This window comes from Aquimarina sp. 433 (assembly GCF_054054605.1).
In genome coordinates this window covers 59,965-85,019 of record NZ_JBSWZK010000003.1, presented here as the reverse complement: position 1 = coordinate 85,019, position 25,055 = coordinate 59,965, and the positions used below count along the sequence as shown (strand labels likewise).

The 25,055-nt window shown below is 33.4% G+C and carries 25 protein-coding genes; 13 read left to right on the top strand and 12 right to left on the bottom strand.

Translation table 11 applies throughout. From position 1 onward, the window contains the following. Nucleotides 1-97 precede the first annotated feature (97 nt). The 3 genes from ACWNT5_RS07170 to ACWNT5_RS07160 are packed head-to-tail and all read left to right on the top strand — an operon-like array spanning nucleotide 98 to nucleotide 1,215. Nucleotides 98-652, top strand: coding sequence for a sigma-70 family RNA polymerase sigma factor (locus tag ACWNT5_RS07170; protein WP_027392615.1), 555 nt, complete (start codon nucleotides 98-100; stop codon nucleotides 650-652). Nucleotides 653-658: 6 nt separating this feature from the next. Further along, entirely contained in the window at nucleotides 659-919 is a 261-nt protein-coding gene (locus tag ACWNT5_RS07165; protein WP_299608543.1) for a hypothetical protein, read from the top strand. Between the two features lie 41 nt (nucleotides 920-960). After that, nucleotides 961-1,215, top strand: coding sequence for a hypothetical protein (locus ACWNT5_RS07160; protein WP_299901021.1), 255 nt, complete (start codon nucleotides 961-963; stop codon nucleotides 1,213-1,215). Here the strand turns inward: ACWNT5_RS07160 and ACWNT5_RS07155 are convergent. After that, a complete protein-coding gene (locus ACWNT5_RS07155; RefSeq protein WP_456516989.1) occupies nucleotides 1,204-2,031 on the bottom strand; it encodes a hypothetical protein in 828 nt (275 codons plus the stop codon). The genes ACWNT5_RS07160 and ACWNT5_RS07155 overlap by 12 nt on opposite strands. Before the next feature lie 134 nt (nucleotides 2,032-2,165). Here ACWNT5_RS07155 and gcvP point away from each other — a divergent pair, with 134 nt between their 5' ends. Further along, nucleotides 2,166-5,018, top strand: coding sequence for an aminomethyl-transferring glycine dehydrogenase (gcvP, locus tag ACWNT5_RS07150; RefSeq protein ID WP_456516988.1), 2,853 nt, complete (start codon nucleotides 2,166-2,168; stop codon nucleotides 5,016-5,018). Between the two features lie 69 nt (nucleotides 5,019-5,087). Here the strand turns inward: gcvP and ACWNT5_RS07145 are convergent, their stop codons facing one another. The 3 genes from ACWNT5_RS07145 to ACWNT5_RS07135 form a co-directional block, all read right to left on the bottom strand. Beyond that, on the bottom strand, nucleotides 5,088-5,810 hold the full coding sequence (locus tag ACWNT5_RS07145) for an alpha/beta hydrolase (protein WP_456516987.1): 723 nt from the start codon (nucleotides 5,808-5,810) through the stop codon (nucleotides 5,088-5,090). A gap of 194 nt (nucleotides 5,811-6,004) precedes the next feature. Then, nucleotides 6,005-7,384 (bottom strand): exonuclease domain-containing protein, encoded by a 1,380-nt coding sequence (locus ACWNT5_RS07140; RefSeq protein WP_456516986.1) that lies wholly within the window; start codon nucleotides 7,382-7,384, stop codon nucleotides 6,005-6,007. Between the two features lie 95 nt (nucleotides 7,385-7,479). Next, nucleotides 7,480-7,890, bottom strand: coding sequence for a DUF3010 family protein (locus tag ACWNT5_RS07135; protein ID WP_343913045.1), 411 nt, complete (start codon nucleotides 7,888-7,890; stop codon nucleotides 7,480-7,482). Between the two features lie 362 nt (nucleotides 7,891-8,252). Between ACWNT5_RS07135 and ACWNT5_RS07130 the strand changes: the two genes are divergently transcribed. Continuing rightward, entirely contained in the window at nucleotides 8,253-11,474 is a 3,222-nt protein-coding gene (locus tag ACWNT5_RS07130; RefSeq protein WP_456516985.1) for a chondroitinase-B domain-containing protein, read from the top strand. A gap of 148 nt (nucleotides 11,475-11,622) precedes the next feature. Here ACWNT5_RS07130 and ACWNT5_RS07125 read toward each other — a convergent pair whose 3' ends face one another. From ACWNT5_RS07125 to ACWNT5_RS07095, 7 genes are all read right to left on the bottom strand, one after another. Beyond that, nucleotides 11,623-11,925: a hypothetical protein gene (locus ACWNT5_RS07125; RefSeq protein WP_299901043.1), complete on the bottom strand. Its 303-nt coding sequence runs from the start codon at nucleotides 11,923-11,925 to the stop codon at nucleotides 11,623-11,625. A 58-nt stretch (nucleotides 11,926-11,983) separates the two neighbouring features. After that, nucleotides 11,984-12,487: a GNAT family N-acetyltransferase gene (locus ACWNT5_RS07120; RefSeq protein WP_456516984.1), complete on the bottom strand. Its 504-nt coding sequence runs from the start codon at nucleotides 12,485-12,487 to the stop codon at nucleotides 11,984-11,986. A 112-nt stretch (nucleotides 12,488-12,599) separates the two neighbouring features. Further along, a complete protein-coding gene (locus tag ACWNT5_RS07115) occupies nucleotides 12,600-13,004 on the bottom strand; it encodes a hypothetical protein (RefSeq protein WP_299608567.1) in 405 nt (134 codons plus the stop codon). Between the two features lie 226 nt (nucleotides 13,005-13,230). Further along, on the bottom strand, nucleotides 13,231-14,634 hold the full coding sequence (locus ACWNT5_RS07110; protein ID WP_299901048.1) for a TolC family protein: 1,404 nt from the start codon (nucleotides 14,632-14,634) through the stop codon (nucleotides 13,231-13,233). Between the two features lie 3 nt (nucleotides 14,635-14,637). Beyond that, entirely contained in the window at nucleotides 14,638-15,990 is a 1,353-nt protein-coding gene (locus ACWNT5_RS07105; protein WP_299608570.1) for an HlyD family secretion protein, read from the bottom strand. A 7-nt stretch (nucleotides 15,991-15,997) separates the two neighbouring features. Beyond that, nucleotides 15,998-17,665 carry a peptidase domain-containing ABC transporter gene (locus ACWNT5_RS07100; protein WP_299608573.1) on the bottom strand — a complete coding sequence of 556 codons (1,668 nt, stop codon included), beginning with the start codon at nucleotides 17,663-17,665 and terminating at the stop codon, nucleotides 15,998-16,000. After that, complete coding sequence (locus ACWNT5_RS07095; RefSeq protein ID WP_299608576.1) at nucleotides 17,658-18,344, bottom strand: TetR/AcrR family transcriptional regulator; 687 nt, start codon at nucleotides 18,342-18,344, stop codon at nucleotides 17,658-17,660. Before ACWNT5_RS07095 ends, ACWNT5_RS07100 begins: the two co-directional genes overlap by 8 nt. 152 nt (nucleotides 18,345-18,496) lie before the next feature. Between ACWNT5_RS07095 and ACWNT5_RS07090 the strand changes: the two genes are divergently transcribed. Continuing rightward, nucleotides 18,497-18,850: a hypothetical protein gene (locus ACWNT5_RS07090; RefSeq protein WP_456516983.1), complete on the top strand. Its 354-nt coding sequence runs from the start codon at nucleotides 18,497-18,499 to the stop codon at nucleotides 18,848-18,850. Between the two features lie 34 nt (nucleotides 18,851-18,884). On the opposite strand, the gene ACWNT5_RS07085 is transcribed toward ACWNT5_RS07090, so the two are convergent. Beyond that, nucleotides 18,885-19,244, bottom strand: a complete 360-nt coding sequence (locus ACWNT5_RS07085) for a hypothetical protein (protein WP_299608582.1) — start codon at nucleotides 19,242-19,244, stop codon at nucleotides 18,885-18,887. A 111-nt stretch (nucleotides 19,245-19,355) separates the two neighbouring features. Between ACWNT5_RS07085 and ACWNT5_RS07080 the strand changes: the two genes are divergently transcribed. From ACWNT5_RS07080 to ACWNT5_RS07050, 7 genes are all read left to right on the top strand, one after another. Then, nucleotides 19,356-19,622: a recombinase family protein gene (locus ACWNT5_RS07080; protein WP_299608585.1), complete on the top strand. Its 267-nt coding sequence runs from the start codon at nucleotides 19,356-19,358 to the stop codon at nucleotides 19,620-19,622. Between the two features lie 66 nt (nucleotides 19,623-19,688). Next, nucleotides 19,689-20,069 carry a group III truncated hemoglobin gene (locus tag ACWNT5_RS07075; RefSeq protein ID WP_299608586.1) on the top strand — a complete coding sequence of 127 codons (381 nt, stop codon included), beginning with the start codon at nucleotides 19,689-19,691 and terminating at the stop codon, nucleotides 20,067-20,069. Nucleotides 20,070-20,157: 88 nt separating this feature from the next. Then, the gene (locus ACWNT5_RS07070) at nucleotides 20,158-20,679 is read left to right on the top strand and encodes a class I SAM-dependent methyltransferase (RefSeq protein WP_299901059.1); all 522 of its coding nucleotides are present in this window, start codon (nucleotides 20,158-20,160) and stop codon (nucleotides 20,677-20,679) included. A 21-nt stretch (nucleotides 20,680-20,700) separates the two neighbouring features. Next, nucleotides 20,701-21,549 carry a glycosyltransferase gene (locus tag ACWNT5_RS07065; RefSeq protein ID WP_456516982.1) on the top strand — a complete coding sequence of 283 codons (849 nt, stop codon included), beginning with the start codon at nucleotides 20,701-20,703 and terminating at the stop codon, nucleotides 21,547-21,549. Nucleotides 21,550-21,698: 149 nt separating this feature from the next. Continuing rightward, nucleotides 21,699-21,848 (top strand): hypothetical protein, encoded by a 150-nt coding sequence (locus ACWNT5_RS07060; protein WP_456516981.1) that lies wholly within the window; start codon nucleotides 21,699-21,701, stop codon nucleotides 21,846-21,848. A 208-nt stretch (nucleotides 21,849-22,056) separates the two neighbouring features. Beyond that, nucleotides 22,057-24,360: a chondroitinase-B domain-containing protein gene (locus ACWNT5_RS07055; protein ID WP_456516980.1), complete on the top strand. Its 2,304-nt coding sequence runs from the start codon at nucleotides 22,057-22,059 to the stop codon at nucleotides 24,358-24,360. 121 nt (nucleotides 24,361-24,481) lie between these two features. Continuing rightward, nucleotides 24,482-25,045 (top strand): TetR/AcrR family transcriptional regulator, encoded by a 564-nt coding sequence (locus ACWNT5_RS07050; RefSeq protein WP_299608597.1) that lies wholly within the window; start codon nucleotides 24,482-24,484, stop codon nucleotides 25,043-25,045. Nucleotides 25,046-25,055 lie beyond the last annotated feature (10 nt).

The window sequence follows — 25,055 nt, the reverse complement described above, 5'->3', positions numbered from 1 at the left end:
TATCTATAGATAAGCTCTTTTTGCGGTAATTCGGAAGTACAAACTTCTTTGAGATTCAACTTTTTATCATATTTTTGGAAAAAAGAGCCGATAACATATGCCTACAAACACGATAGACCCTAATACGTGGATTGATAAATACAGTGATTATTTGTTTAATTATACTATAGTAAGGGTCGATGATAGAGAGATTGCACAAGATTTAGTGCAGGAGACCTTTTTTGCAGGTCTAAAATCAATGAAAAATTTTAAGGGTGAAGCTAGCGAACGCACATGGCTTATTTCGATTCTTAAAAGAAAGATTATTGATCATTACCGAAAAATTAATAGTAATAAAGGAAAAGCTGAAGTACGTATTAATTACACAAATGATGGTGAGACTGAAGGTGATTGGCTCGAAGAGAGAGTAGCGGATCCTTTTGATCAAAATGCTGAAGGAAAAATAGAGAATACGGAATTAGGAGTAGCTATACATAATTGTATTGGCAAATTACCAGAGAAACAAGCTCGTATTTTTTCTATGAAAACAATTCAAGGATTTGATACAGAAGCTATCTGTAATGAATTCGATATCACCGCGTCTAACCTCTGGGTAATCATTCACCGAGCACGTACAGCAATGGCAGAATGCTTAGAAAAAAACTGGTTTTAATATAATATGAGTACTGGAAACAAAATATTTGTAAGTTGTGAAGATGCAAATCACATTTGCGATAAAAATCAATATAAGGAAGCCTCACTTTGGGAAAAAATAAAATTAAATATCCATTTAATTTATTGTAAGGCTTGCAGAAAATATTCGTCTAAGAATACGAAACTAACAAAATTATTTAAAGATCCTAAAGTCATTAGTATCAATCAATCGGCTAAGGATTCTATGAAAGAGCAGTTAAAGAAAAAAATGTCTGAAATGGAATAAAAAAAGTTAATAATGCCCCAAAAAATAAGATTAAAATTGTAATGAAAACGAGTAATAGTTTATTTGTATCTTGCGAACAAGCAAAATTTATCTGTGATAAAAATCAATATGGTGAAGCCTCTTTTTTAGAGATCATCAAGTTAAATATCAGGTTAGTGTATTGCAAGGTAACCAGAGCATATTCTAAAAGGAATACAAAGCTCACAAAAACGATAAAAAATTCTAATGTTCAAGTAATGGAAACTTCTATGAAGGAGAAAATGAAAGAACAATTAAGAAAAAAGTTAGCCGAATAGGCTTTGCATCAGAACCAATATAAACAACCATATCATCGGAATACTTTCGACCCAAAAGGAACAAAAGTATTCCGATTGTTTTTTATCAGTACCCCATAAAAACAATAAGCTGATAATAGTTATAAAAACTGTACTTAAAATCTCGGTAGAAGTTAGTTCATCTCTAAATGCGGTAAGCAACAAAAAAGTTACTAAGACAATACTTCCAAAAACTTTAGTCCTGGTAATTCCTATTTTTTGAGGAATCGTTTCCAACTCTTTGGCATCATATTGTAGATCCCTTATTTCGAAAGGCAACATAATTACTACAATAAAAAGAAAACGTTGTATTGCTTCAATAGTCATATCGAAACCTAAGTTCCCTTCTGCATATAATATGGGCACTATTACGGTAATTCCTGTCCATGTAACGGCGATAATAAAGATTTTAATTCCAGCAACACTTCTTAAGTTCTTTTTATTTGGAAAAACAGGTACCGTATATAAAATCGTCAATAATATAAATGGCAACATAAATACTATTGTATCTATGGATAATTGATACCCAAAATAAACAAAAACAATACTGCTGATAACGGTTAACGCCCTAATTTTGGTCATAGATTTTGTTAATCTACGATGATACAATCTTGAAATTGAAGCATATTTTACGAAATTGTATGCTACGATTGATCCAAAAAATGCAAAATACACATAAGTATCTCCTCCTAAAATTTCGAACTTCAAAAAAGTTATTTTAACCAATGCTGCTACAGCTAATGCCACATGGATACTGCTGTTTAGGTAAAAATCAAATATACTTTTAATGGTTTTCACGTTCCAAATTTAGGGGAATCTGTTAATAACCGTCTAAGTTGGTTAAAAACTTGATAGCGTAAGGTTAATTAATTGTGAAATTTTTATGGATTAAATATGTACTTTTGCGCTTTCAATCTCAACTGTTTTTTGCTATGAAAACCGACTCGTTTAAACTACGTCATATAGGTCCTTCAGAAAAGGATCTTAATGATATGTTATCTATGATCAAGGCAGAATCTATGGATCAACTGATCTATGAAACTGTTCCTGATGATATTTTACTAAAAGCTCCACTGCAACTTGATGAAGCTATGAGCGAACAAGAGTATTCTGCTCATATACAGCAATTAGCTGCGAAGAATAAAGTTTTTAAAACTTATATTGGTTTAGGATATCATGAAGCATGTTTGCCGGCAGTGATACAGCGTAACATTTTAGAAAACCCTGGATGGTATACTGCTTATACTCCTTATCAGGCAGAAATCGCACAAGGAAGACTAGAAGCTTTGCTAAACTACCAGACTATGGTTTGTGACCTTACTGGTATGGAATTGGCAAATGCCTCGTTACTAGATGAAAGTACCGCTGCGGCAGAAGCAATGACCATGTTATTTGCTGTTAGATCCAGAACTCAGAAAAAAGAAAATGTTCATAAATTTTTCGTTTCTGAAGAAATCTTACCACAAACTATTTCATTGTTAAAAACAAGAGCGATTCCATTAGGAATTGAACTGGTTATTGGTGATCATACTAAATTTGATTTCTCTACTGATTTCTACGGCGCAATCTTGCAATATCCTGGAGTATCGGGACAGGTATATGATTATGCTTCATTTGTAGAACAAGCACACCAATCAGAAATAAAAGTAGCCGTAGCTGCAGACATCTTAAGTCTTGTTTCTTTAAAGTCGCCTGGTAGTTTTGATGTTGATGTAGTAATAGGAACAACCCAACGATTTGGAATTCCATTAGGATATGGAGGACCACATGCCGCTTATTTTGCTACTCGAGAAGCGTACAAAAGAAATATTCCTGGGAGAATTATTGGGGTTACTCAAGATATGAATGGCAATAGAGCGCTACGTATGGCCTTACAAACTCGTGAGCAGCATATCAAGCGCGACAAAGCGACTTCTAATATTTGTACCGCGCAGGTTTTATTAGCAGTAATGGCTGGTATGTACGCAGTATATCACGGAAAAGAAGGATTACAATATATCGCCACCAAAGTACATAGTGCCGCTACAACCCTAGCGGATACTATAACCAAACTTGGTTACAAACAACTAAATACTAGTTTCTTTGATACTATTAGAATTGAAGCAGATGCAAATAAAATCAAAGAAATAGCAGAAGCTCAAAGTATCAATTTTTACTATCCAGATACCAATGTAGTATCTATCTCATTAAATGAAGCAACAACACTAGCTGACCTAAATAACATAGTTTCGATTTTTGCAGAAGCTTCAGGAAAAGATGCTATTGATGTTACTCCTGACAATAGCGTAACTAACATTCCAGATTCAGTAAAAAGAAATACACCATTTTTAACAAATGATGTTTTCAATACCTATCATTCTGAAACTGAATTGATGCGTTATATCAAGAAACTTGAGCGTAAGGATTTATCGTTAAATCATTCTATGATTCCTCTTGGTTCTTGTACCATGAAATTGAATGCCGCTTCGGAGATGCTTCCTTTAAGTAATCCACAATGGGGTAATATCCATCCTTTGGTTCCTGTAGAGCAAGCACAAGGATATCAAGAAGTATTAAAAAAGTTAGAAGACCAATTAACAGAGATTACTGGTTTTGCAGCTACCTCTTTACAACCTAATTCTGGTGCACAAGGAGAGTTTGCAGGATTAATGGTTATTCGCGCTTATCATGAAGCGAGGGGTGATCACCACAGAAATATTTGTCTAATTCCTTCTTCTGCTCATGGAACCAATCCGGCATCAGCAGTGATGGCAGGAATGAAGGTAGTAGTTACAAAAGCTACCGAAGAAGGGAATATCGATGTTGAGGATCTAAGAGAAAAAGCAGAAAAATACAAAGACAATCTCTCTGCATTAATGGTAACTTATCCTTCTACTCACGGAGTATATGAGTCTGACATTAGAGAAATCACACAGATTATCCATGATAATGGTGGACAAGTATATATGGATGGTGCTAATATGAATGCCCAAGTAGGATTAACAAATCCTGGAGCAATTGGAGCAGATGTTTGTCACTTAAACTTACACAAAACATTTGCCATTCCTCATGGTGGTGGTGGACCTGGTGTAGGTCCTATTTGTGTAGCAAAACAATTAGTTCCATTTTTACCAGGCAACCCTATAATTACCACTGGTGGAGATCAAGCAATCACAGCGATCTCTGCAGCGCCTTGGGGATCTGCATTAGCTTGTTTAATATCCTATGGATACATTACCATGCTTGGTGCAAAAGGACTTAGAGAATCTACTGAATACGCTATCTTAAACGCAAACTATATCAAAGAGCGATTAGATGGTCATTACAGTACATTGTATTCTGGTGAAAGAGGACGTGCTGCACACGAAATGATTGTAGACTGTCGTCCTTTTAAAGCACATGGTATTGAAGTAACTGATATTGCAAAGCGCCTTATGGATTATGGATTCCATGCACCTACGGTTTCATTTCCTGTTGCAGGAACTATCATGATAGAACCTACAGAAAGTGAAAGTAAGGCAGAATTAGATCGTTTTTGTGACGCTATGATTAGTATACGTCAGGAGATTGCAGAAGCTAGTTCTGAAGATGCTAATAACGTTATGAAAAATGCGCCACATACCTTAGCTATGCTAACAGCAGATTCTTGGGATTTCCCATACACAAGAGAACAAGCTGCTTATCCATTAGCATATGTTGCTGATAATAAATTCTGGCCAACAGTAAGACGTGTGGATGATGCATACGGAGACAGAAATCTTATCTGTACTTGTGCGCCTATAGAAGAATATATGGAAGAGGTTTAATCTAAACTTCTTTATTTCAAATAAAAATGCCTGGTACTTTTTTTTAAGAGCCAGGCATTCTTATTTATATTAGATCGTTTCTAGAAAACCCTTTACAGCCTTCCAATAACTTTCATTATCAGAAAATCGTTCCCATAGCGCTCTAGACCCATGATTACCATCTGTTTCTGGAAGAAAGAACTGCTTTTTATCTGATACTATAGCTTCATAAATTCCTGACCAGTTCTTTTTCTCTTTTTTTGCTGAAGTAATAAATACCGGGGATTTAATATTAGTAGCACTACTAGAGATATAGTTTTTCTTACCAAAATATTCTCCTGGAGAAAATGACAGTACTCCATTGATATCGTTAGGGTGATCACCAGCATATTTTAAGACTAGAGATGAAGAATAGGAGCTTCCCCAAATGATCAACTTTTTAGGTTGATATGTTTTTTTTACAAAGGCAATCGCTGCTTCTACATCTTGATACGCATCAATAAATTCAGTTTTTTTACCTTCTTTTTTTGCTTCTCTTGCTGTATGATTTAATCGTTCGTTTACGATCATGCCAGATCTCTGATCTACCGCAAGACAATTATACCCCATCTTGGTAAGCTTAGGAGCTATTTCCATATACTCTCCTCTACTCCAACCTGCTTGATGAAAAAGAACGATAAAAGAATCACTATCCGTTGCTTCATATAAATCTGCAGTTATCATCAGTCCATCCTTTGATTGAAAATCAATTGTTTTCTGACCGTATATGGATATCGCTAAAAAGGAAATAAGTACTAAAAAGATATTTTTCATCAGTATATTTTTTGTATTTAATTGTCGAAAAAGCATGCTCAAAATAATCATCTTTACTGGAATCAAATTAGTCAGAACAGCTTATAATACAAGACAATTATGAGTTAATAAGTCTTTCAAAATACTAAATTAGCTGTTAGTGAAATGCTATTATTTTGTTATAATTTCTAAAAAACAAAAGACAATGATTCAATTTAGATAGGGACAATATTTCTATCCCCATGTTTTCTCAAATAACTTTTTATGATTTTAGTAGTATGATAGGTGTGTTTTTGCAGTTGCAAATAAGTATCAAAATCTTCTGAATTTAGGATTTGCTCATCATTCTGAAGATATCCAAAACCCTTATAAACACCATCCTGAATCATTACAAAACTTTGCTCATTAAAAGTTCTACCCTTCCCCTTAATAAAATAACTCTTCTGATCCTTTTTTAATGAAGACAATGCTTGCTGAGCTCTCATATTATACAACGCCACTGACTCATCTCCAATACAGATACCTTTGCAATTTTTAATCTTATAATGTGAACATCGTTCTGTGGTAGTTTGTAAACTGCAATACCTTGGACATAATTGAAACTTTTCGCATAATTGCTCTAATTTTTCAATCGCTTCAGCCCTCGTATAAAATATTTCTATAGAGTGATCAAAAGTATGTGATCTATCAATTGCTAATTGAATTACTCCTTTTCTATTTGTATAATACATGATACAATAAGGAGCTACTGGTTTTTTTTGCGCTCTATTAAATTTAGGATAGTGTTTTCTAATTTTTTCAGCTTCAAGCAATAACGCTACTAACTCATCACCAGTTACTTCATAATCGATCGTATAGGTTTCCTGACCTAAGGCATATTCTTTATTCTTTTTATCGTAAAAATGACTAACTACCCTTTGTTTTATATTCTTTGCTTTGCCAGCATAAATTACTTTCCCTTTTTGATCCTTGAACAAATATATCCCAGTCTCTTCTGGCAACTGATCAATGTTTTCTGCTTTTAGGTGTGGTGGTAATGTTGCCTCTTTAGAACGAACATTTAAAAACTTATTGATAACCTTAAACTCTGGATCTAAGCTTAAAATTCTTTGAAATAAAACAACAGTAGCATCCGTATCGCCTTCAGCCCTATGCCGGTCTTCGAGAGGAATATTGAGAGCAGAACACAATTTACCAAGACTGTATGAAAACATTCCAGGAATGAGTTTTCTGGATAATCGAACGGTACATAATTTTTTTCGCACAAAAGAGTACCCTAGATTCTTGAACTCTTCTTTGATTACGTTATAATCAAAATTTACATTATGTGCTACAAAAATTGCTCCTGTAGTCAATTCAATGATACGCTGAGCAATCTCATGGAATCTTGGAGCATCTCGTACCATATCATTATCGATACCTGTTAACCCAGTAATAAATGGAGGAATTGGACACTCAGGATTTACCAAAGAAGTAAACTTATCTATAACCGTATGTCCCTTTAATACAACAATACAAATTTCTGTAATGCGATTTCCATGAATGCCTTTACCAGTAGTTTCCACATCAATAACAGCATATAATTTTTCTGACATTACCTTTGTTTTGGGTTACAAATCTAAAAAGAAATATCTGAAATTTGGAATTTTTCCTTTTAAAATGGAATTTTTCCTATTCGCCAATAAAATTGCTATCTCAAAAGGTAGGTTGCCAAGCGAGTAGCATTTTCCTGATATGCATTATCATAAGAAACAGGAAGCTCATTTTTCTTATAATATGCCGTTAATGTCTGTTTAGAAACAAAAGTTATTTCTGTTTTTTTATAACACTGAATAAGTGCTTCTAGTTTAAAAGAAACTGAAGCTGCGGCAAACTTGCCTTTTGTTTGTCGACTAATAATACCAATACTGTTAGGTGCTACCTCATCAAAAAAAGTTTCTACCTTTTGCAGAAAATCTTGTATCTCTTGATTGTTATGATCATCCTTTATTTCGATGTATTTAGTCTTACCTGTCACATTCTGTAATATACCGTTAGCATCTTTAGACACGATAACACAAATAGCTCTTTTTTTATCAATTTCAATTCCTACGGCTTTCATCTTTCCAAAATTAGTATATAATTTTTTAAGTATTGTCGGTAGTCTTCTAAAAAATAAAGTTTACAAGAATCAGAAAAAATCTAGCACTAATATTCGCACCATAAAAATGAGATATAGTATAACCAAAACCTACAACGAAAATAAACTACTCAATTAATTAACCTTTTTTTTGATATTTCATGATTTTTAAACACAAAAAATTGATATATCATCTATTTATTTTTAAATTGGTTGACCAATTTGATTTATTTAAACAACAGTATTTTTTTCAAAGAACCCCCTTTTTTTTAAAAAAACTCCCATATGAACTAACACCAACAAGCACTTTACGATAAAACAACTATCTATTTAACAAATATCACATGAAAAATCACAACTCTTATTATCTATCTAGCAAACAAAAAAAACACCTTGTAGCCATTTTACCTGTTGACAAAAGAAGGTTCAAAAAAATATTAATCATTCTTTTTTTATTTTCCTCGCATCTATTTGCAACAGAATACTTCATTAACTCTATCGATGAGTTTAAAAATCTAAGCTTACTCCCTGGTGATATAGTAACCTGGAAAAACGGAACATATAATTCTGATGAAAGATTAGTTTTTAAAGCTAACGGAACTTCCTCCGATCCGATTATTTTAAGAGCTGAAACTCCAGGTGGAGTAATTTTTAATAATGGATTGCAGATGGATATTGCCGGAAACTTTCTGATTGTCGAAGGATTTCACTGGCAGGGAGGCTACGGAGCTAGTAATTTCATACAGTTTAGAAATGGAACAACTTACGCCCAGAATTCCACTATTCAAAACTGTGTCATCGATGGTTTAGGCGTGGAACCTGGCGATGCTGCAGAAGCCGAACAAGATGGAGCTGTTGTAAAACATCGATGGGTAGTTTTATACGGTAACAATAACAATGTGTTGTATTGCTCTTTTCTAAACAAGTCTACCGCTGGAGCCCTAGTTTTAGTAGAACTGGAATACAATGCAGCAAATAATCGCTGTGATATTGTAGGACATACCATAAGCCATAATTATTTTTATAAATACGAAAAAATAGATCCTTCTCTGTCAAATTCTGGAGATAGTGAAACCATCCGAGTAGGAACTAGCGAATTTCAGAATGTAGATTGTAGAACCATCGTTAGCAACAACTATTTTGTTGAAGCAGATGGTGAAAATGAAATAATTACCAATAAAAGTGATAATAACACCTATCAGAACAATACATTTCGACGATGTAGAGGATCTTTAACTCTACGTCATGGTTCTGGAGCGACAGTAAAAAACAATTACTTTTTAGGAGAAAATGTTGACGGAACAGGCGGAATTAGAATCGTAGATAGCGACCACGAAATAAGCAATAACTACATTCAGGATTGTATTACAGTAATTGATCAGGCAAAATGGAATAACGGAATTACTTTTATGGGAGGCTCTACAAATTCTCAAGATAATTGCAACTCCACAAGTGTATCTAATGGTTATCAAAAATCTGAAGATATTACCGTTTCTAATAATACCATAGTAAACACCAATGCTCCATTATTCTTTAACGGAGACAAAGGTACCAACGACAATACTGGGATTGTTTCTAATAATGTTATTTTCTTTTCCGATGGATCACCAAATACAACTGATGTTATCACCGAAGATGATAATGGTGATTTTTCGGCTATTGGCTCCTCTTTATCTTATTCTGGAAATGTATATAGCAATACAACTTTAGGAGCATCAATAAGCGGATTTTCGGCAACAAACTTATCTGCATCTAGTAATGGAGAAATATTTACTATTTCGGGGACTAATGCTGGATCTTCTATCTCACAATCGCCATATAGTGATAATGATATTGCTGTAAATGTTGGTGCTTGTTTTGTAAATGCTAATGGCAATCCTTTAAATTCCTGTGACAACTCTACAACAGATGTATTAATTGTATCTTCTGTAGATAATTTTAATGCTAGTGCTAGCAGTAAAGAACTTACAATTACTTCTAATGTAAATTGGACGGTTTCTGACGACAGTTCTTGGATTTCGGTAAGCCCTACTTCTGGTATTAATAATGGAATTACCAACATTAGCGTAACAGCAAATTCGGAAACATCTTCAAGAACAGGTATTGTAACCGTGACTGGCGGTTCTATAACCAGAACAATTACCATTATCCAATCGGGCACAACATCTAATATTCCAGTAGATTCGGTGAGTATTGTTCCTCTTGATAGTCCTATAGAAGTTGGAAGTACAACATTTATAACATCGATCATATCTCCTGCTAACGCCACTAATCAAAATATAACTTATACTAGTAGTAATACAGCTATTGCCACTATCAATGCAGATGGACTTATCAATACCTTCAGTACAGGAGAAGCCACTATTACAGTAACAACAGAAGATGGTCAGTTTACAGATACCACTGTAATAACTGTAGTTCCTTTGACCTCTGGAACCAATTTAGCTTTAAACAAACCTGTGACTGCTACTGGAACACCAGATGGAGGTAATATTGCCTCTAATCTTGTTGATGGATCTACCAATTCACGTTGGTCCGTTAACGGTTTTCCGCAATCTTTTACAGTAGATCTTGGTGATATTTTTAGCATTCAGAAAACAGAATTGGTATTTTATCAAGATAGAGTATATCAATACTCTTTAGAAATCGCCACTGAATCTAATGGTTCTTTTACTGAAATAATTGACAGAAGAAATAATACCACACCAGGAACAATCTCCGCTCCTGTAACTGATATTATCTCTTCTATTGAGGCTCGCTATATTAGAGTTACTGTTGTTGGAGCATACGAATATTCTGGACCATGGATTAGTATATTAGAATTTAGAGCATTTGGCAACGCTATAGATATTCCAAATTGTACTTCTGGAAGCAACTTGAGTTTAGGTGGAAGCGTCTCTTCTTATAGCAATCAACAGACTACTAATCCTGCAAACAACATTATAGATGATAATACAGAAAACAGATGGTCTGCAGAAGGTTTTCCTCAAAATGTAGTAATAGATATGGGAGATGAATACCCAGTTGGCGAAATTAATGTGTATCCTTATAATAATAGAGCCTATCAGTTTATTGTAGAAGGCTCTAGCAGTTCTGCGACTTCAGATTTTTCTGTGTTAACTGATGCTTCTAATAACACATCTGGTGGCGCTGTAATTCATAGAAGTTTTTCTACACAATCTGTCCGATATGTAAAGCTTACCATTACTGGTGCCTCTGGCTATACCGGAAATTGGTCGTCGATCAGAGAATTCGAAATAATTTGTGCTGGCGCTAGTCAAAGTCTATCTAACAGAACGGGGGTTAATGAGATCATCAATGTTTCTATATACCCTAATCCTTTTTCAACAAACCTAACCATCGAACTACCTAATAATAGTACTGAAACCTTCAGTATACAACTTGTGGATGTATATGGTAGAGAAGTATATAAAACAGATAACATAAGATCTTCTAATAGTCTTAACGTACCCAAAAGCCTTCCTAACGGAATTTACTTTATAAGACTATTTAACTCGAACAACAAAATATTGAACACCAGTAAAGTAATAAAGAATTCTTATTAAAAGTATAAGATCATAATTTCATCGCTATATACAATGAAGATTGAATTTTAAATTCAGTCTTCATTGTATTTTATAATATTTATAAAGTTTCCAGACGTGACTGTAAACAACGTTTTTGTAAGCCATAAAAACATATGTATTAAGATATTCATAAACGCTCACCTTTTACCAAAAAACTAGATTGGATAGAAGCTTCTTTGAGATGCAGAAACTCTTTTCTGCGTTTGTCATTGGCAAAACTGATAAAATCCTCGTCAGAAGGGAATGATAAAAAATGAATCTCGTATGGTAATTCTTCTTGATACGATATAAAAGTTTCTTTTGTAGGTCGGATTCTATAAATAAGTTTCCCATTATATTCAATCAATAAAGGAATTGCCATATCTTCAAACTCATGGAAAATACTTTCTTTCCCTTCTTTTACATAAATTAACATGGTTAAATAGATCATGTTTAGATATAATTAAAAAACATATATTTAAAAACTACCTCGAAACTAATAAACACATTTATTTAAGCTTAAAAAACCTATGTTCATCATATAATTTTCCATTTTTAAAAATGGCATTTTTAAATATACCTTCTTTCTGAAATCCATTCTTTTCTAGTACTTTCATAGAAGCTTTATTGTAATCAAAAATAGCTGCATAGATCCTTTGTACATCTAAATCATTAAATCCATATTCGGTTATTGATCGTACTGCTCTAGTGGCAATTTCATTTCCCCAAAAGGGTTCTCCTATCCAATATCCAATCTCTGCTGATTTACGATATACATCTTGTTGTAGAATCACTCCTATGACGCCACAAAGTTCTCCTTGATAGACAATCCCAAAATTCTGTTTAGGATTTTCTTCTAGTGTTTGATTGATAAAATATTCGGCATCGTTTTCATCATACGGAAAAGGTATATAATCTCGTAAATTATCCCATATCTTCTTGTTATTAGCAAGCTTAGCTAATACAGATTTATCGGATATTTCTAAAGGTCTTAGCACAACATCTTGATCCATTCCTAAATGTTTTTAGAGCATGTTGATCAAAAATACGAATTACTATGATTTGAAAAATCAATCTACACCGACTTATAGATATGAAGATAACAATATGATTGGCATATGATTATTAATCTCCAATAGATTCAGAATATTGCAAGAACATATTACAACCTGCTACCGACCAAGCGTAGGTTTCTGCCAGTTCTCTTTCCTTACTATTTTCTGCAGCAGTTCCTTCTGCTACGCACACCTTACGAATTCGATCAATTGCTTTTACCATCAGCGTATATAATCGGTTATCTGATCTGGTAATTACTGGAGATTGGTTAGCGATTTCCAAATCATTTTTTATCGAAGCAATTTCACTACTTACCCCTACTTTCATTACTTGCATCATGGATACAAATCGAATTAATTCTGATAAAAATTTACTTGGCTTACAAAAGTATCCAGATCGAGCAGGATTGGGAATGGAATCTGCACTACTTTCACTTACAATTTGTGTAACCATCATAGAAAATGCGGTCGACATATTGAGTATTCTTTATAATTACTTTAATGGGGTGTTTTCCATCGCTAAAAATACAGATCCTTGTTTTTTTTAAAAATAGGGGAATATACCCGTTTTTCTATTTTTTGCAATGATAGGGAATATTCCCATATTTTAATTATAAATAGCTCAATAATTCTAGAAAAAATCACCAACAAAAGATAACCCATTGGTGCTCTACGATATACGGAACAGAAAAAGACAAAAATTATAAATTCTCTGGGTTTACCGCTAGATTTTTAAACAATTTAGCTTTAGTACTAAAGTATTTATTTTGCAATTTGTTTCGTTTTAACTCAGCATCTATTAATTTACTTTCTCTGGAATTTATTAAAAAAACTGAGCTTTCGCCAAAACTAAACTTGCGCTCTTCCGCTCTTAAAAGCGTGGTATAATCATTTACGATATCAGCAATAAGTTGATTTTGCGTGGTAAAGGAATCCAATTCATTGGTAATTGCATTAACTTTATTTTCGATTTGTAATTGTACGCTAGCCAACTCATATTGACTATCCTGAATTTTGTACTTCGCTAACTTTACAGCTCCTCGTTCTTTGCGCAAAAACAAAGGAAACTCGAAAGTCACTCCTCCTTTATAGTCCGCATTATTAAACGAATTAGCAACTTCTGGTGATGGTGTTAAAAAATTGTATTCTAAATTGATTTTTGGTAACAATTTATTTGCTTTTAGTTTTCGATCCACTTCTAATCCTTCAATCTTGTAATTTAAAGATCTTAGCTTAGGATGATTTTCTAAATCCACTTCAGAAATCATAGCTTGTTGTATTTGCAGTGTCTGATCGATTACCGCGTCTACATCATTATCAGGTATAACATTAGGCTGTAACTCTATAGGAATATTATTTCCGATCCATAAAAAATTAGAAAGCTCTAAGGATGATTTCATCAGCTTCACTTTAGATTGTTCCAAGCTCAATTGGCGGTTCTGCACCGTAATTTTAGCTTCTACCGTATCTATAATGGCTTTATCACCTGCCAATGCACTTTTCTTTATTCCTTCAAAACGAGTTTGCGCATTGATTAGGAAATTTTGATAGATTTCTTTTTCGTTATAAGCCTCCAACCAGTTAAAATAGGCCAAGGACGCATTATACAAAATCTCATTCACCAAAATATCTCTATCTGCTTTAGTCTGATCTCTAAACAACCTCGCTTTTTTAAGGGCGGCCATACGCTCATTAATGAGCAATCCCTGAGCGATAGGTACTGAAATTCCCGCACTATACAGTCCTTCATCTGGTACTGTTCTTTCAGGATTTAGAAAGATTCCTTCATTCTGTTCAAAATTTGCTTTTAACTCAATCCCATACCACGTTGGCACTTTAAAAGTAGCATTTAGCAAATCATAATATTCCGAACCTTTAAAATCTTTACGATCGTAATCAACTTCGATCTTGGGATCAAAACCTCCTCTTGACTTTAACAAGTTTGCTTCACCTACACTAATTGTTAGTTCCGCTTGCTTCGCAATAGGATGATGTTTCTTTACAAATCCTAAGTACTCCTGGAAATTAAGAATTAAAGGATCTTGCTCTTGCGAAAACAATGTTGCTGAGACAAAAAGAAAACTGAGTAACAAAAATTTGTTCATAGATTATTTTTTTGCTGTAGTGGCTACTTTATCTTCTGGCTGATAATAATTAGGAGGAAAACCATTTAATTGTCTCCAAAGCTCGAACCAAATAGGTACATCTTCTAATAAGGCAATGGTATTGGCTCCAGAACCTACCCGTATTCCATCAGGCCAAGCATGATCATTGGTATCTGGTGATATTAAAACTCTATACTTTCCGTTAGGACTTATAAAGGTTTCTACGGCTACAATTTTTCCTCCGTAGGTACCGTAAGAAACATTGGGCCATCCACTAAATATAATAGCCGGCCAACCGTCGAATTGTATCCTAACTTCCTCTCCAAGATGAACTAAGGGTAAATCAATTGGCCTTACGAAAGTTTCTACAGCCAAATCATAATCCGAAGGCATAATGCCTACCAATCGATCTCCTTCTTTAAATGTTTCTCCGATTCCTGATTGAATGGCTTTATTGATATATCCATTTTGAGGTGCTTTAATGTAATAAAGGCCATTTCTAATCTCATAATTGGTATACTCGTTCTCCAGTTTTGTCACCTGCGCTTCAGCATCAAACTGACTGGATTGTGCTGTAAAACGATCACTCTGAGATTTTGAAATCTTCTCAGCATACTCTGCCTGAATTCTGTTCATCTCGATCTGTGCATTGATCACATCATTCTTACTAGCTAGTAATTTGTTTTCCTGAGAAATTAATTTTGCCTGTGTTTCCTGAAGTTTTAGTCGTTTCGTTTCTACATCTGTTAGCGATTTTAAACCTTCATTCTCTAATTGTAGCGTACGGTTATATTGTCTCTCTGCAATACTAATATTCGTCTTAGCTGCTTCAAGATCTATACTATCACTCTTAACTTTTAATCTAGACTGTAGTAGTTTATTATTGGCCTGCTTTAATTTTAAAGCTCGTTCTTGTGTAAGCGCCGTTACCTGATTTCCTAGTGCCTTTACTTTTTCTTCATAAGAAGTAACAGCCATGGATTTCGCTTTGATCTGCTTTCCAGTTCTCTCTACCAGATTTGGATCAAAATACTCATTCTTAATTTCAGAAATTCGTAAAATAGTATCGCCCTTTTTTACAAAATCTCCTTCTTTTACATACCATTCTTCTATTCGACCTGGAATAGGTGATTGGATTGTTTGTGGTCTTTGATCTGGCGTTAATGTAGTAACATAGCCAGTTCCCGAAATATTCTGCGTCCAAGGAAAAAATAAAATTATAAATACTATAATCGTAAAAGCCAATAAGAATCTATTAAAGTACTTATAATGGTCTTTCCCAAATACTTTCTGTGATGCTTTATACCCTAAAATATCAACAGTTTTATTCAATTTTTTATTTGAAATATTTAACATGACTCTTTTACTTTTCACTAATTATTTTACCATTATCCACTGTAATCACTCTTCCACATCTTGAGATCCATTTCGTATTCTCACTTACAACCACTAGTGCCCAAGGATTTTCAGGATCTACCAGAAAGTCCATAATTCTAGTTGCTTCGGCTTCATTAAACTGATCTAAAGGATCTTTCAGTATTAATAATTTTGGTTTCGTAACGATCCCACGAGCTAATACTATTTTCTTAGCTACCGTAAACGGTATTTGTTTACCCTCTGGATATAACATAGTTAATAATCCTTTAGGCTGTTCTTTTACAAATTGTAGCAAACCTACTTTTTCCAAAGCCCAGTATACTTGCTCGCTAGAGATATTTGGATCTCCAAAAGTGATATTTTCTAAAATGGTTCCTTCAAAAGGAGATTCCTCGATCAAAGATTGCCCTATATATCCACGATAGTAGTTGAGATTCACCCCTTTTAGCGAAATATTATTGATATAGATACTTCCATTATCTGGTTCTATCAATCCGGCAATCAATCGCAAAAGTGTTGATTTGCCTGAACCATTAGGCCCTTGAATTAGAATGGTGCAACTCTCTGTAATTTTTAATGAAATATCATCGATAATTTTTTTATCTCGATCTGGGACTGCATAAGAAACGTGGTCTAACTCTATCTCAAATCCTTCATCATCTTTAAAAGGTTTTTCACCTTCTTGAGGTTCTAATTCTTTGTCCACAACTTGACCTATCTTTTCTAAAGAAGTTAAAACATCATAAAAAGATTCTAATCCTACGATCAACTTTTCAACGGAACTTATCACTAAAATGATAATGATTTCCGCTGCAACGAATTGTCCTATATTCATTTGCTGATTTAATACAAGTACTCCACCAATAAGCAGCAGACCAGCCGTTACCAATACTTTAAAACCTATCATCTGAATAAATTGGAGTACTAAAATTCGGAAATGGCTCTCTCGAGAATCCAAATAATCCGCCACTAGATTATCATTCTTACTAAGCGCTAAACTTGTTCTTCCTGACAATTTGAAACTTACTATAGACCTAGCAACTTCTTGTATCCAATGTGCTACTTTGTATTTACTTTTGGATTCACTTAAACTTGTTTCCAATCCTTTTGTAGCAGTATACTTAAATACAATGTAAATTAGCACCAATAATAGTAATCCGTATATAATAAAAAACGGATGGTAAAAAGATAGTAATAAAAGCCCAAATACAATCTGTACCAATGCAGTTGGGAAATCAACCAAAATTTTAGATAATCCTTTTTGTATGGTTAGCGTATCAAAAAATCTATTCGCTAATTCGGGCGGATAGTAATTTCGTAACTCACTCATTTTTATTTTTGGAAATCTATACGTAAACTCAAATGAGGCTCTTGTAAAGATTTTTTGCTGCACATTTTCTATAATACGTATTTGCATAAACTGCAGTATTCCCACAAACAGCACACCAGCTGTTACCAAAATCACAAGAATCACCCAAGATGTACTCACCTGAGCTCCTTGCAACAAATTGATAATCGCCTGAATACCCAAAGGAAGCGATAAACTTACCAATCCAGCAAAAATTGCATAATAAAAAATCTGTAGAATATCTCTTTTGTCCAGCTTTAGTAACCCCATAAGACGTTGCCAAGCGGTAAGAATATTTTTAGCCATTAGTTGTGTGATTTAATGAATTAAATACTAAGTCGATAAAATAGGTTGTAGGGGTGATTTGGTCATCACAATCTGTTAATGACGAAAAATGATCTCTTAAAAAATGCTGATGCAAAGCACCTTCAGCTACAGTACTCGCTAAACTTGTAGGGTAACGATAGGTATTATCCACCTCTATGATCATATCTTTAATACGATTAATTAGTCTTTTATAAATAGAGAAATATCCTTCTTTATTTTCATTATCGACTTCTTTCGTCAGATACGATTTTGAATATTCGTTAATAACAATTTTATTAAGCAGTACTTCATTGATATGCGAAAATGCAGAATCCTCTTTAGTAGCTCTTGTAATAATTTCAATTGCTTTGGTTAGTTTTTCTTTGGCGTCTGAAATACTGTTCGTAGTAAAGACCAACTGATATTCTAACCAACCCCAATACCACGAAGTAAGATACAATAAGAGTTTATGCTTGTTTTCGAAATATCTATAGATAGAGCTTTCATTAGAGCCAATCTTTGCTCCTAGTTTTTTGAAGGTAAAACTATCAAACCCTATATCATTTATTAAAAGAATGCTGAACTCCACAATCTTCTTACCTAAATCAGATGATTCTGGATCTTTTAAATATATATTATTGTTGATATTTACTTTTAAGTCTTGAAGTATGTATTTCATAAGTAAAACTATTTGACACAAAATTAATAGTATTACTATCATATTATAATATATTAACTATTATTTAACCATAGTTTATGTTTTAGTGTTAACCTAAATACCTGTAAATTTAGGCTATACATTTCTCAATTATTAACTCAATACGTATAAACATGAAAAAATTAATTTTCCTTGCATGTCTTTCTATAGGCATACTGCAAGCTCAAGACTCGAACAAACTAAATTCCGAAACCGTGACTGTGGGAGACGTTATTACCATTGGGGCACCTTCTGGAAACACTTATCAACACATTTTATTTCCAAAAACTAACTTTATCATAAAAAGAGGAGGAAACCCAAATTACAAGAAAATCATAGGATTACAGGTAACCGTAACCGAAAGAGCAGAAAAAAAATCGAAGACCGTTATTACTGTAAAAAGAAAAGACGGAAAGAAGTTTTTTAATAGTTTAAACACAGTAAATATAGATCTTGAAGAGGCTATAAAAACGAAAGAAATTTATTAAAAAGGAGTGCTAAAAATCCTTTATAATTCTCGATCTAATGATCAAAATTGTTAGTAATCTCAGCAAGTTTTTCTCTAATATCTTTATCATCAAGATATTGGAGTAAAACTTGTTTAAACAAATCATTTTTACCATATAAAGCTGCAGATTCTTGCATCATCTGCCCTTCTTTTAGCATATCCCCTTCTCCAGTAATCAGCCAAACTGGATTAATTTCTGTATACAATTGTATAATTTTTTCTATAAAATCACCACCAATATTACTATCTGCGGATTGTAATCTGTGCAAATAACCCGCACTTGCCCCTATAGAAAGGCTAAAACTTCTTAAACTAACGCCTAGATGTGCTGCAAATAGGATAACTCTATCTAAAATTTTATCTTTTTTATCCAAAATATTGACTATTATTTGTGTATATCCAATATTTTATATAATATTGTATACCAAAACGATAACATTATATTCACAAAGATACTTATACCAAAAACATTAGCCAACTTATTTATGATCACACCAGAGGAGCGTGCTGCAATTCTAAAGGTTATTGGAAGTAAGCACGTAAAAAAAATACAAGCATATTTAAATCAAAACAAAATCTATAATCCGAATAAAAAAGAATATTCAAAAACTAGTATATCCTATATTCTCTCTGGCGAACGAGAAAATGAAGTTGTTGAGAATGCCATTTTTGCATTTGCACATCAAAAAATGATCGAAAAAGAAAAACAACAAGAACTAAGAGATTTAATCGTATCCAAACAAAAAATGTAACCCAAAACCATCATTCTTGTCCATATACCTTGTAATTTTGTTCTTTTTAAGTAAATCAGGGTATTTTTGGACAAGAGTTTTATTAATGATATAAAAAGTCGCGAGGATATTGAATATATCCTTTGGGAGTTTTATCGGCGAGCTATTAAAAACCACAAAATTGGTGTTTTCTTCACAGAAATTGCTCAAATCAATCTAGAAGATCACATACCCCATATCACTGATTTCTGGGAACAGCAGTTATTCTATACTGGAAGTTATAAAAAAAACGTCTTACAAATTCATCAAAACTTAAACTCAAAAAAGACAATGCAAAAAATTGATTTTGATACGTGGATGGATTTATTTACAAGTGTTATAGATCAAAGCTTTAAAGGCGAAAAAGCCAATCTTATGAAAACAAGAGCGCTATCAATTGCTACAGTGATTCAATTAAAAATCAATTGATTCGTAACAAAATTTACTACAAACAACATCTGGATCTTGCTAAATGTCTATTTTTACATCCAATAGTAAGATTATAATCAGCAAGTAGATGTACGAAGGAACTTTTCCTCACAAGAGATACAAAGAAACACTAGAATTCTTAAGAGCGCATGTAACTGCTCCTGCTACGATACTGGATCTGGGAGTTCCCAATCCGTTTGTAGAATTCATGGAAAAAGAGGGTTATACAGTAAGCAATACATCTGGAGAAGATCTTGATCTAGAAACAAAAGCAGTAATGACCAGTGAAGCCGAAGTGGTTACTGCTTTCGAAATTTTCGAACACCTCATCGCTCCTTTCAATGTTTTAAGAGATATTAAAGCCAACAAATTAGTTGCTTCCATACCATTAAAACTCTGGTTTTCTCCAGCCTATAGAAGTAAAACAGATCCTTGGGATCGACATTATCATGAGTTTGAAGATTGGCAATTCGATTGGTTACTAGAAAAAGCTGGTTGGGAGATAAAAGCCAAAAAGAAATGGACACATCCAATTAAAAAAATTGGTTTTAGACCTTTACTAAGGTATTTTACACCACGATATTATATTGTATACGCAGAACGGAAATAGATTTTATCAATTCGGATACTTTTGAACATCTATATTGTCATACCAGCACATAACGAAGAACTTTTGATTGGTCAAACCTTAACATCATTAGTAAACCAAACAGTTCTTCCAAAAAAGATAGTCGTAGTAGACGACAATTCTACCGATGGCACCTCTGCTAAAGTTCAAAAATTTATAGATAAACACCCTTATATTTCTTTAGTAAATACCAACTCCTCTACAGATCATATGCCAGGAAGCAAAGTCATCAATGCTTTTTATCAGGGTTTTAAAACTTTAGACAGTAACTACGATATCATTTCTAAATTTGATGCTGATCTTATTTTTCCCAAAAATTATTTGGAAACTCTTATTGCTAATTTTAAAAACAATCCCAAAACAGGGATGTTCGGAGGTTTTTGTTATATCCAAAAAAACGATGCATGGGTTTTGGAAAACTTAACTAACAAGGATCATATCCGAGGTGCGTTAAAATCATATCGAAAAGCTTGTTTTGATGCTATTGGAGGATTAAAACCCGCAATGGGTTGGGATACTATAGATGAGCTCCTAGCACAGTACCATAATTGGGAAATAAAGACCGACACATCCTTACACGTAAAGCACTTAAAACCTACAGGTAACACTTATAATCCAAAGGCCAAATACAAACAAGGTGAAGCTTTTTACAGAATGCGCTATGGCTTTATCATTACATTAATTGCTTCTATAAAATTGGCTTTATTAAAAAAGAAACCAAAACTAATTATTGATTATATCAGAGGTTTTTTAAAAGCAAAAAATGCAGAGCAACCATTTCTGGTATCTGCTTCGGAAGGAACATTTATTCGAAAACTAAGATGGAAAAAAATGCTTAGCAAAATTTTGTGATCTGAATAACTCAACACAAAATTCGGACATCACTAGGAACAAATAAGACTTGCTCATTTTTCAAATATTGCCACAAATTTAACATTCTTTTAAAGTAACATATTCCCCGATTATAGCACTAAGTAAATAGAATCAATAAAATTATTATTATGTTACACAAAATTCTAGATGTAAAAGGGGTAGAAGTTCTTAGTAAGAACACACAAAAACAAGTAAAAGGTGGCGAACCGGCTTGTCCGGCATGGGTATGTGATTCTTTAGACGCTTGGCCTTTACAACCTGCCTGTTATTGCGAATAACACCTCTAATGATGTGCAGACGTTAATCCTTCTGCACATTGTCTTTTTTTATGGCATCAAACCGAAACTACCAGTATAACTTGGTAGTTATAAAAATTAAAACTAAATTGCCTTCACACACAATTTTAGGTATCCACTTCAACCGAAGCATTGAACAATTATAGTGTTTAATGGGAAATGTTTAGTACGAATATTTCAAAAAAAACAAATGAAAAAAAGTGGATTCTACGGTTATTTAATGGCAATGCTTCTGGTTATCAATTCTTGTTCTGAAACGAACAAAACCAAAGCTTCTAATGACGACCAAACCGTAACCAATGTTAAAGAATTTAATGCAACCATTGTAAGTGCAAAACCTGGAGATGAGATCGTTTTAAAAAATGGTATCTGGAAAGACGCCCAATTAGTAATCTCTGCCGAAGGAACAGAAGAAAAACCTATTATCATTAGCGCAGAAGAAAAAGGTAAGGTAATTTTTTCTGGTAATACTTCTATAAAAATAAGTGGACAACATTTAATTTTAAAAGGATTTGTTTTTACAGATGGTTTTACCAAAGAAGATGCTCTAATAAGTTTCAAAACAGATGATGGTAAATTGGCTAATCATTGCAGATTAACAGAAATTGCAATCGATCATTTTAATCCAGAAAATAGATTTGACAAATCTGAATGGATACATCTACATGGTCAGCATAATAGAGTGGATCATAGTTATTTTGGAGGAAAACTAAACGCAGGAGTTACCTTAGTTGTTCGATTAAACAATAAAAATAGTCTTGAGAATCACCACCAGATTGATCATAACTATTTTGGCTATAGACCTAATCTTGGGTCAAACGGAGGAGAAACGCTAAGAGTAGGTGTCTCTACATATTCCTTGAGTGCATCCAGAACGATCATAGAAAATAACTATTTCGAACAGTGTGATGGTGAAGTAGAAATTGTTTCTCTAAAATCTAGTGATAACATTGTTAGAAATAATGTGTTTTATGAATCTGCAGGCGTATTAGCGCTTAGACACGGAAATAGAAATCTAATTGAAAATAATTTCTTTATCGGAAATAATAAACCGGGAACAGGTGGTGTTCGTGTTATCAATGCAGGACACACGATAAAAAATAATCATTTTCAAGAACTAAAGGGAAAACGTTTCTTTGGAGCTTTACCCATTATGAATGGAGTTCCTAACTCCCTAATAAACAGATACCATAAAGCAGAAAACACAGATATTGTAGGGAATAAATTTCTAAAGTGTGATCATATTCAGTTTGGAGTTGGAGCCGATAATGAGAGAACGGATCCTCCAATAGATATACGATTTACAAATAACATCTTTTACCATCCCAATAGAAAACAGGTATTTGAAGCCATTTCTGAATATGGGACATTTACCTTTTCTGAAAATCAAGTAGTTTCTTCGGATAAAACATTTAACCATAAAGGTTTTCAAACAACGAATCTAGAGTTTACTAAAGATCCAGACGATGGCTTATTAAAAAGCACATCTTACCAACCTAAACTTCCTTTTACCAAAAAAGAAGTAGGTCCTACTTGGTATACTCCTCAAAAAAAATACTATCAGATAGTCAATAAAAATTCCAGCGCCGTGCAAGTATCAGGAAATGAAAATGATGTTTTGTTCCAAGCCATTAAAAGTGCTTCTTCTGGGGATACGATCCGTTTAAAACCAGGAACATATACATTTTCTAAACCGTTGATATTGGATAAGTCCATTGTTCTTATCAATTCTGACAGTAAAACGCCGACAGTATTTACCTACGACAAAAATGAATTTCAAAAACCATTGATTATTATTGATAACGGAGGAAGTCTTTCTGTAGATGGTGTTATTTTCGATGGGGCTTCTGAAAATGGTATTGCACAATCTGCAATTACAACTTCTTCAAAACCAATGATTGCTCATTATAAACTAAAGGTAAACAACTGCGAATTCAAAAATTTCGATGCAAGTAGAAAAACAGCATTTAGAGCTCACAAAAATACGTACGCAGATACTATTGTTTTTAAGAATTCTATTTTTCATAATATTTCTGGAAACGCAATTAGTTTGGATGGCGAAAATGAAAATAGAGGTCGCTATAATGCGGAATATATCAAAATAGACAATTGTCATTTTAGTAAAGTAATGGGTAATGCAATATCCTTATTACGAATGGGTAATGATGAAAGTACAACTGGTCCTTTTTTAGAATTAAAAAACTCGACTTTTGTAAATGTAAACAACAAGGATCTAGGAAGCGTGGTACTGTTATGGGGCGTTCAAAAACTGAATATGGATAATTTGGTTTTTGTCGATTCAGGAAAAGGAGGGCGAGCAATAAAATATGAAGATCCGGGATGGGCTATTAGCACAATAGACCATATTAGCTTAATTAATTCTGGACGTATAGAATCTTTTGGAGATCGAACAGGTCCTAACATCCAAAGAATAAACACCAACGACCCATTAACTTTTACACCAAAATATAAAGGATATACAGCATTGGATTAAGGCTTCATTTTTTTTGAATTCTTTTATTCACTAAAACTTTTACCAAGTGTAAAACTTGTTAATCAAATCACAAAAGTAGACAGACTTGTCTACTTTTGTGATTTTTTTATATATTTGTACCATGAGACACTCAAAAGTTAGGGATCATATCGTAACAACTGCTTCTAATTTATTCTATAGTAAAGGATATAATCTTACTGGAATCAATGAGATTATAAAAGAAGCTGGCATTGCCAAAGCTACGTTGTATAATCACTTCCCTTCTAAAGAGGATATATGTATCGCATACTTGCAATCCAAAAATGTCACTTTTACAAAAGATATCAATGCATTTGTAAATCAGGCAGCTCCAGGTAAAGATCGTATCTACGCACTATTTGAATTTTTAAAGTTGTTTTTTGACCAAAAAGACTTTAATGGATGTTGGTGTCTAAATACCTATACGGAAATGCCAAAAGAAAATGAAACTGTACGAGAAGAGATTCAGCAACAAAAGAATGATTTTATAGACTTCATTAAAGAATTGATTGCAGAAAATCATAGTCAAGAATCTGATAATGAAAATATGATATTAGCCAGAAAGGTTTATTTACTATATGAAGGAGCCATTTCAGAAAGCAAACTACATCAAAACACTTGGCCTATTGAAGCTTCGTTATCGCTATGTAAAAAAATTCTAGAATAAAAAAATTTGA

Coding starts and splice junctions, on each gene's coding strand:
- ACWNT5_RS07140 (WP_456516986.1), bottom strand. CDS start 7,384: ATGTCAGAAAAATTATATGCTGTTATTGATGTGGAAACTACTGGTAAA.
- ACWNT5_RS07105 (WP_299608570.1), bottom strand. CDS start 15,990: ATGTTAAATATTTCAAATAAAAAATTGAATAAAACTGTTGATATTTTA.
- ACWNT5_RS07170 (WP_027392615.1), top strand. CDS start 98: ATGCCTACAAACACGATAGACCCTAATACGTGGATTGATAAATACAGT.
- ACWNT5_RS07160 (WP_299901021.1), top strand. CDS start 961: ATGAAAACGAGTAATAGTTTATTTGTATCTTGCGAACAAGCAAAATTT.
- ACWNT5_RS07125 (WP_299901043.1), bottom strand. CDS start 11,925: ATGATCTATTTAACCATGTTAATTTATGTAAAAGAAGGGAAAGAAAGT.
- ACWNT5_RS07120 (WP_456516984.1), bottom strand. CDS start 12,487: ATGGATCAAGATGTTGTGCTAAGACCTTTAGAAATATCCGATAAATCT.
- ACWNT5_RS07090 (WP_456516983.1), top strand. CDS start 18,497: ATGAAAAAATTAATTTTCCTTGCATGTCTTTCTATAGGCATACTGCAA.
- ACWNT5_RS07100 (WP_299608573.1), bottom strand. CDS start 17,665: ATGGCTAAAAATATTCTTACCGCTTGGCAACGTCTTATGGGGTTACTA.
- ACWNT5_RS07165 (WP_299608543.1), top strand. CDS start 659: ATGAGTACTGGAAACAAAATATTTGTAAGTTGTGAAGATGCAAATCAC.
- ACWNT5_RS07060 (WP_456516981.1), top strand. CDS start 21,699: ATGTTACACAAAATTCTAGATGTAAAAGGGGTAGAAGTTCTTAGTAAG.
- ACWNT5_RS07055 (WP_456516980.1), top strand. CDS start 22,057: ATGAAAAAAAGTGGATTCTACGGTTATTTAATGGCAATGCTTCTGGTT.
- ACWNT5_RS07145 (WP_456516987.1), bottom strand. CDS start 5,810: ATGAAAAATATCTTTTTAGTACTTATTTCCTTTTTAGCGATATCCATA.
- ACWNT5_RS07115 (WP_299608567.1), bottom strand. CDS start 13,004: ATGTCGACCGCATTTTCTATGATGGTTACACAAATTGTAAGTGAAAGT.
- ACWNT5_RS07070 (WP_299901059.1), top strand. CDS start 20,158: ATGTACGAAGGAACTTTTCCTCACAAGAGATACAAAGAAACACTAGAA.
- ACWNT5_RS07050 (WP_299608597.1), top strand. CDS start 24,482: ATGAGACACTCAAAAGTTAGGGATCATATCGTAACAACTGCTTCTAAT.
- ACWNT5_RS07080 (WP_299608585.1), top strand. CDS start 19,356: ATGATCACACCAGAGGAGCGTGCTGCAATTCTAAAGGTTATTGGAAGT.
- ACWNT5_RS07095 (WP_299608576.1), bottom strand. CDS start 18,344: ATGAAATACATACTTCAAGACTTAAAAGTAAATATCAACAATAATATA.
- ACWNT5_RS07110 (WP_299901048.1), bottom strand. CDS start 14,634: ATGAACAAATTTTTGTTACTCAGTTTTCTTTTTGTCTCAGCAACATTG.
- ACWNT5_RS07130 (WP_456516985.1), top strand. CDS start 8,253: ATGAAAAATCACAACTCTTATTATCTATCTAGCAAACAAAAAAAACAC.
- ACWNT5_RS07135 (WP_343913045.1), bottom strand. CDS start 7,890: ATGAAAGCCGTAGGAATTGAAATTGATAAAAAAAGAGCTATTTGTGTT.
- gcvP (WP_456516988.1), top strand. CDS start 2,166: ATGAAAACCGACTCGTTTAAACTACGTCATATAGGTCCTTCAGAAAAG.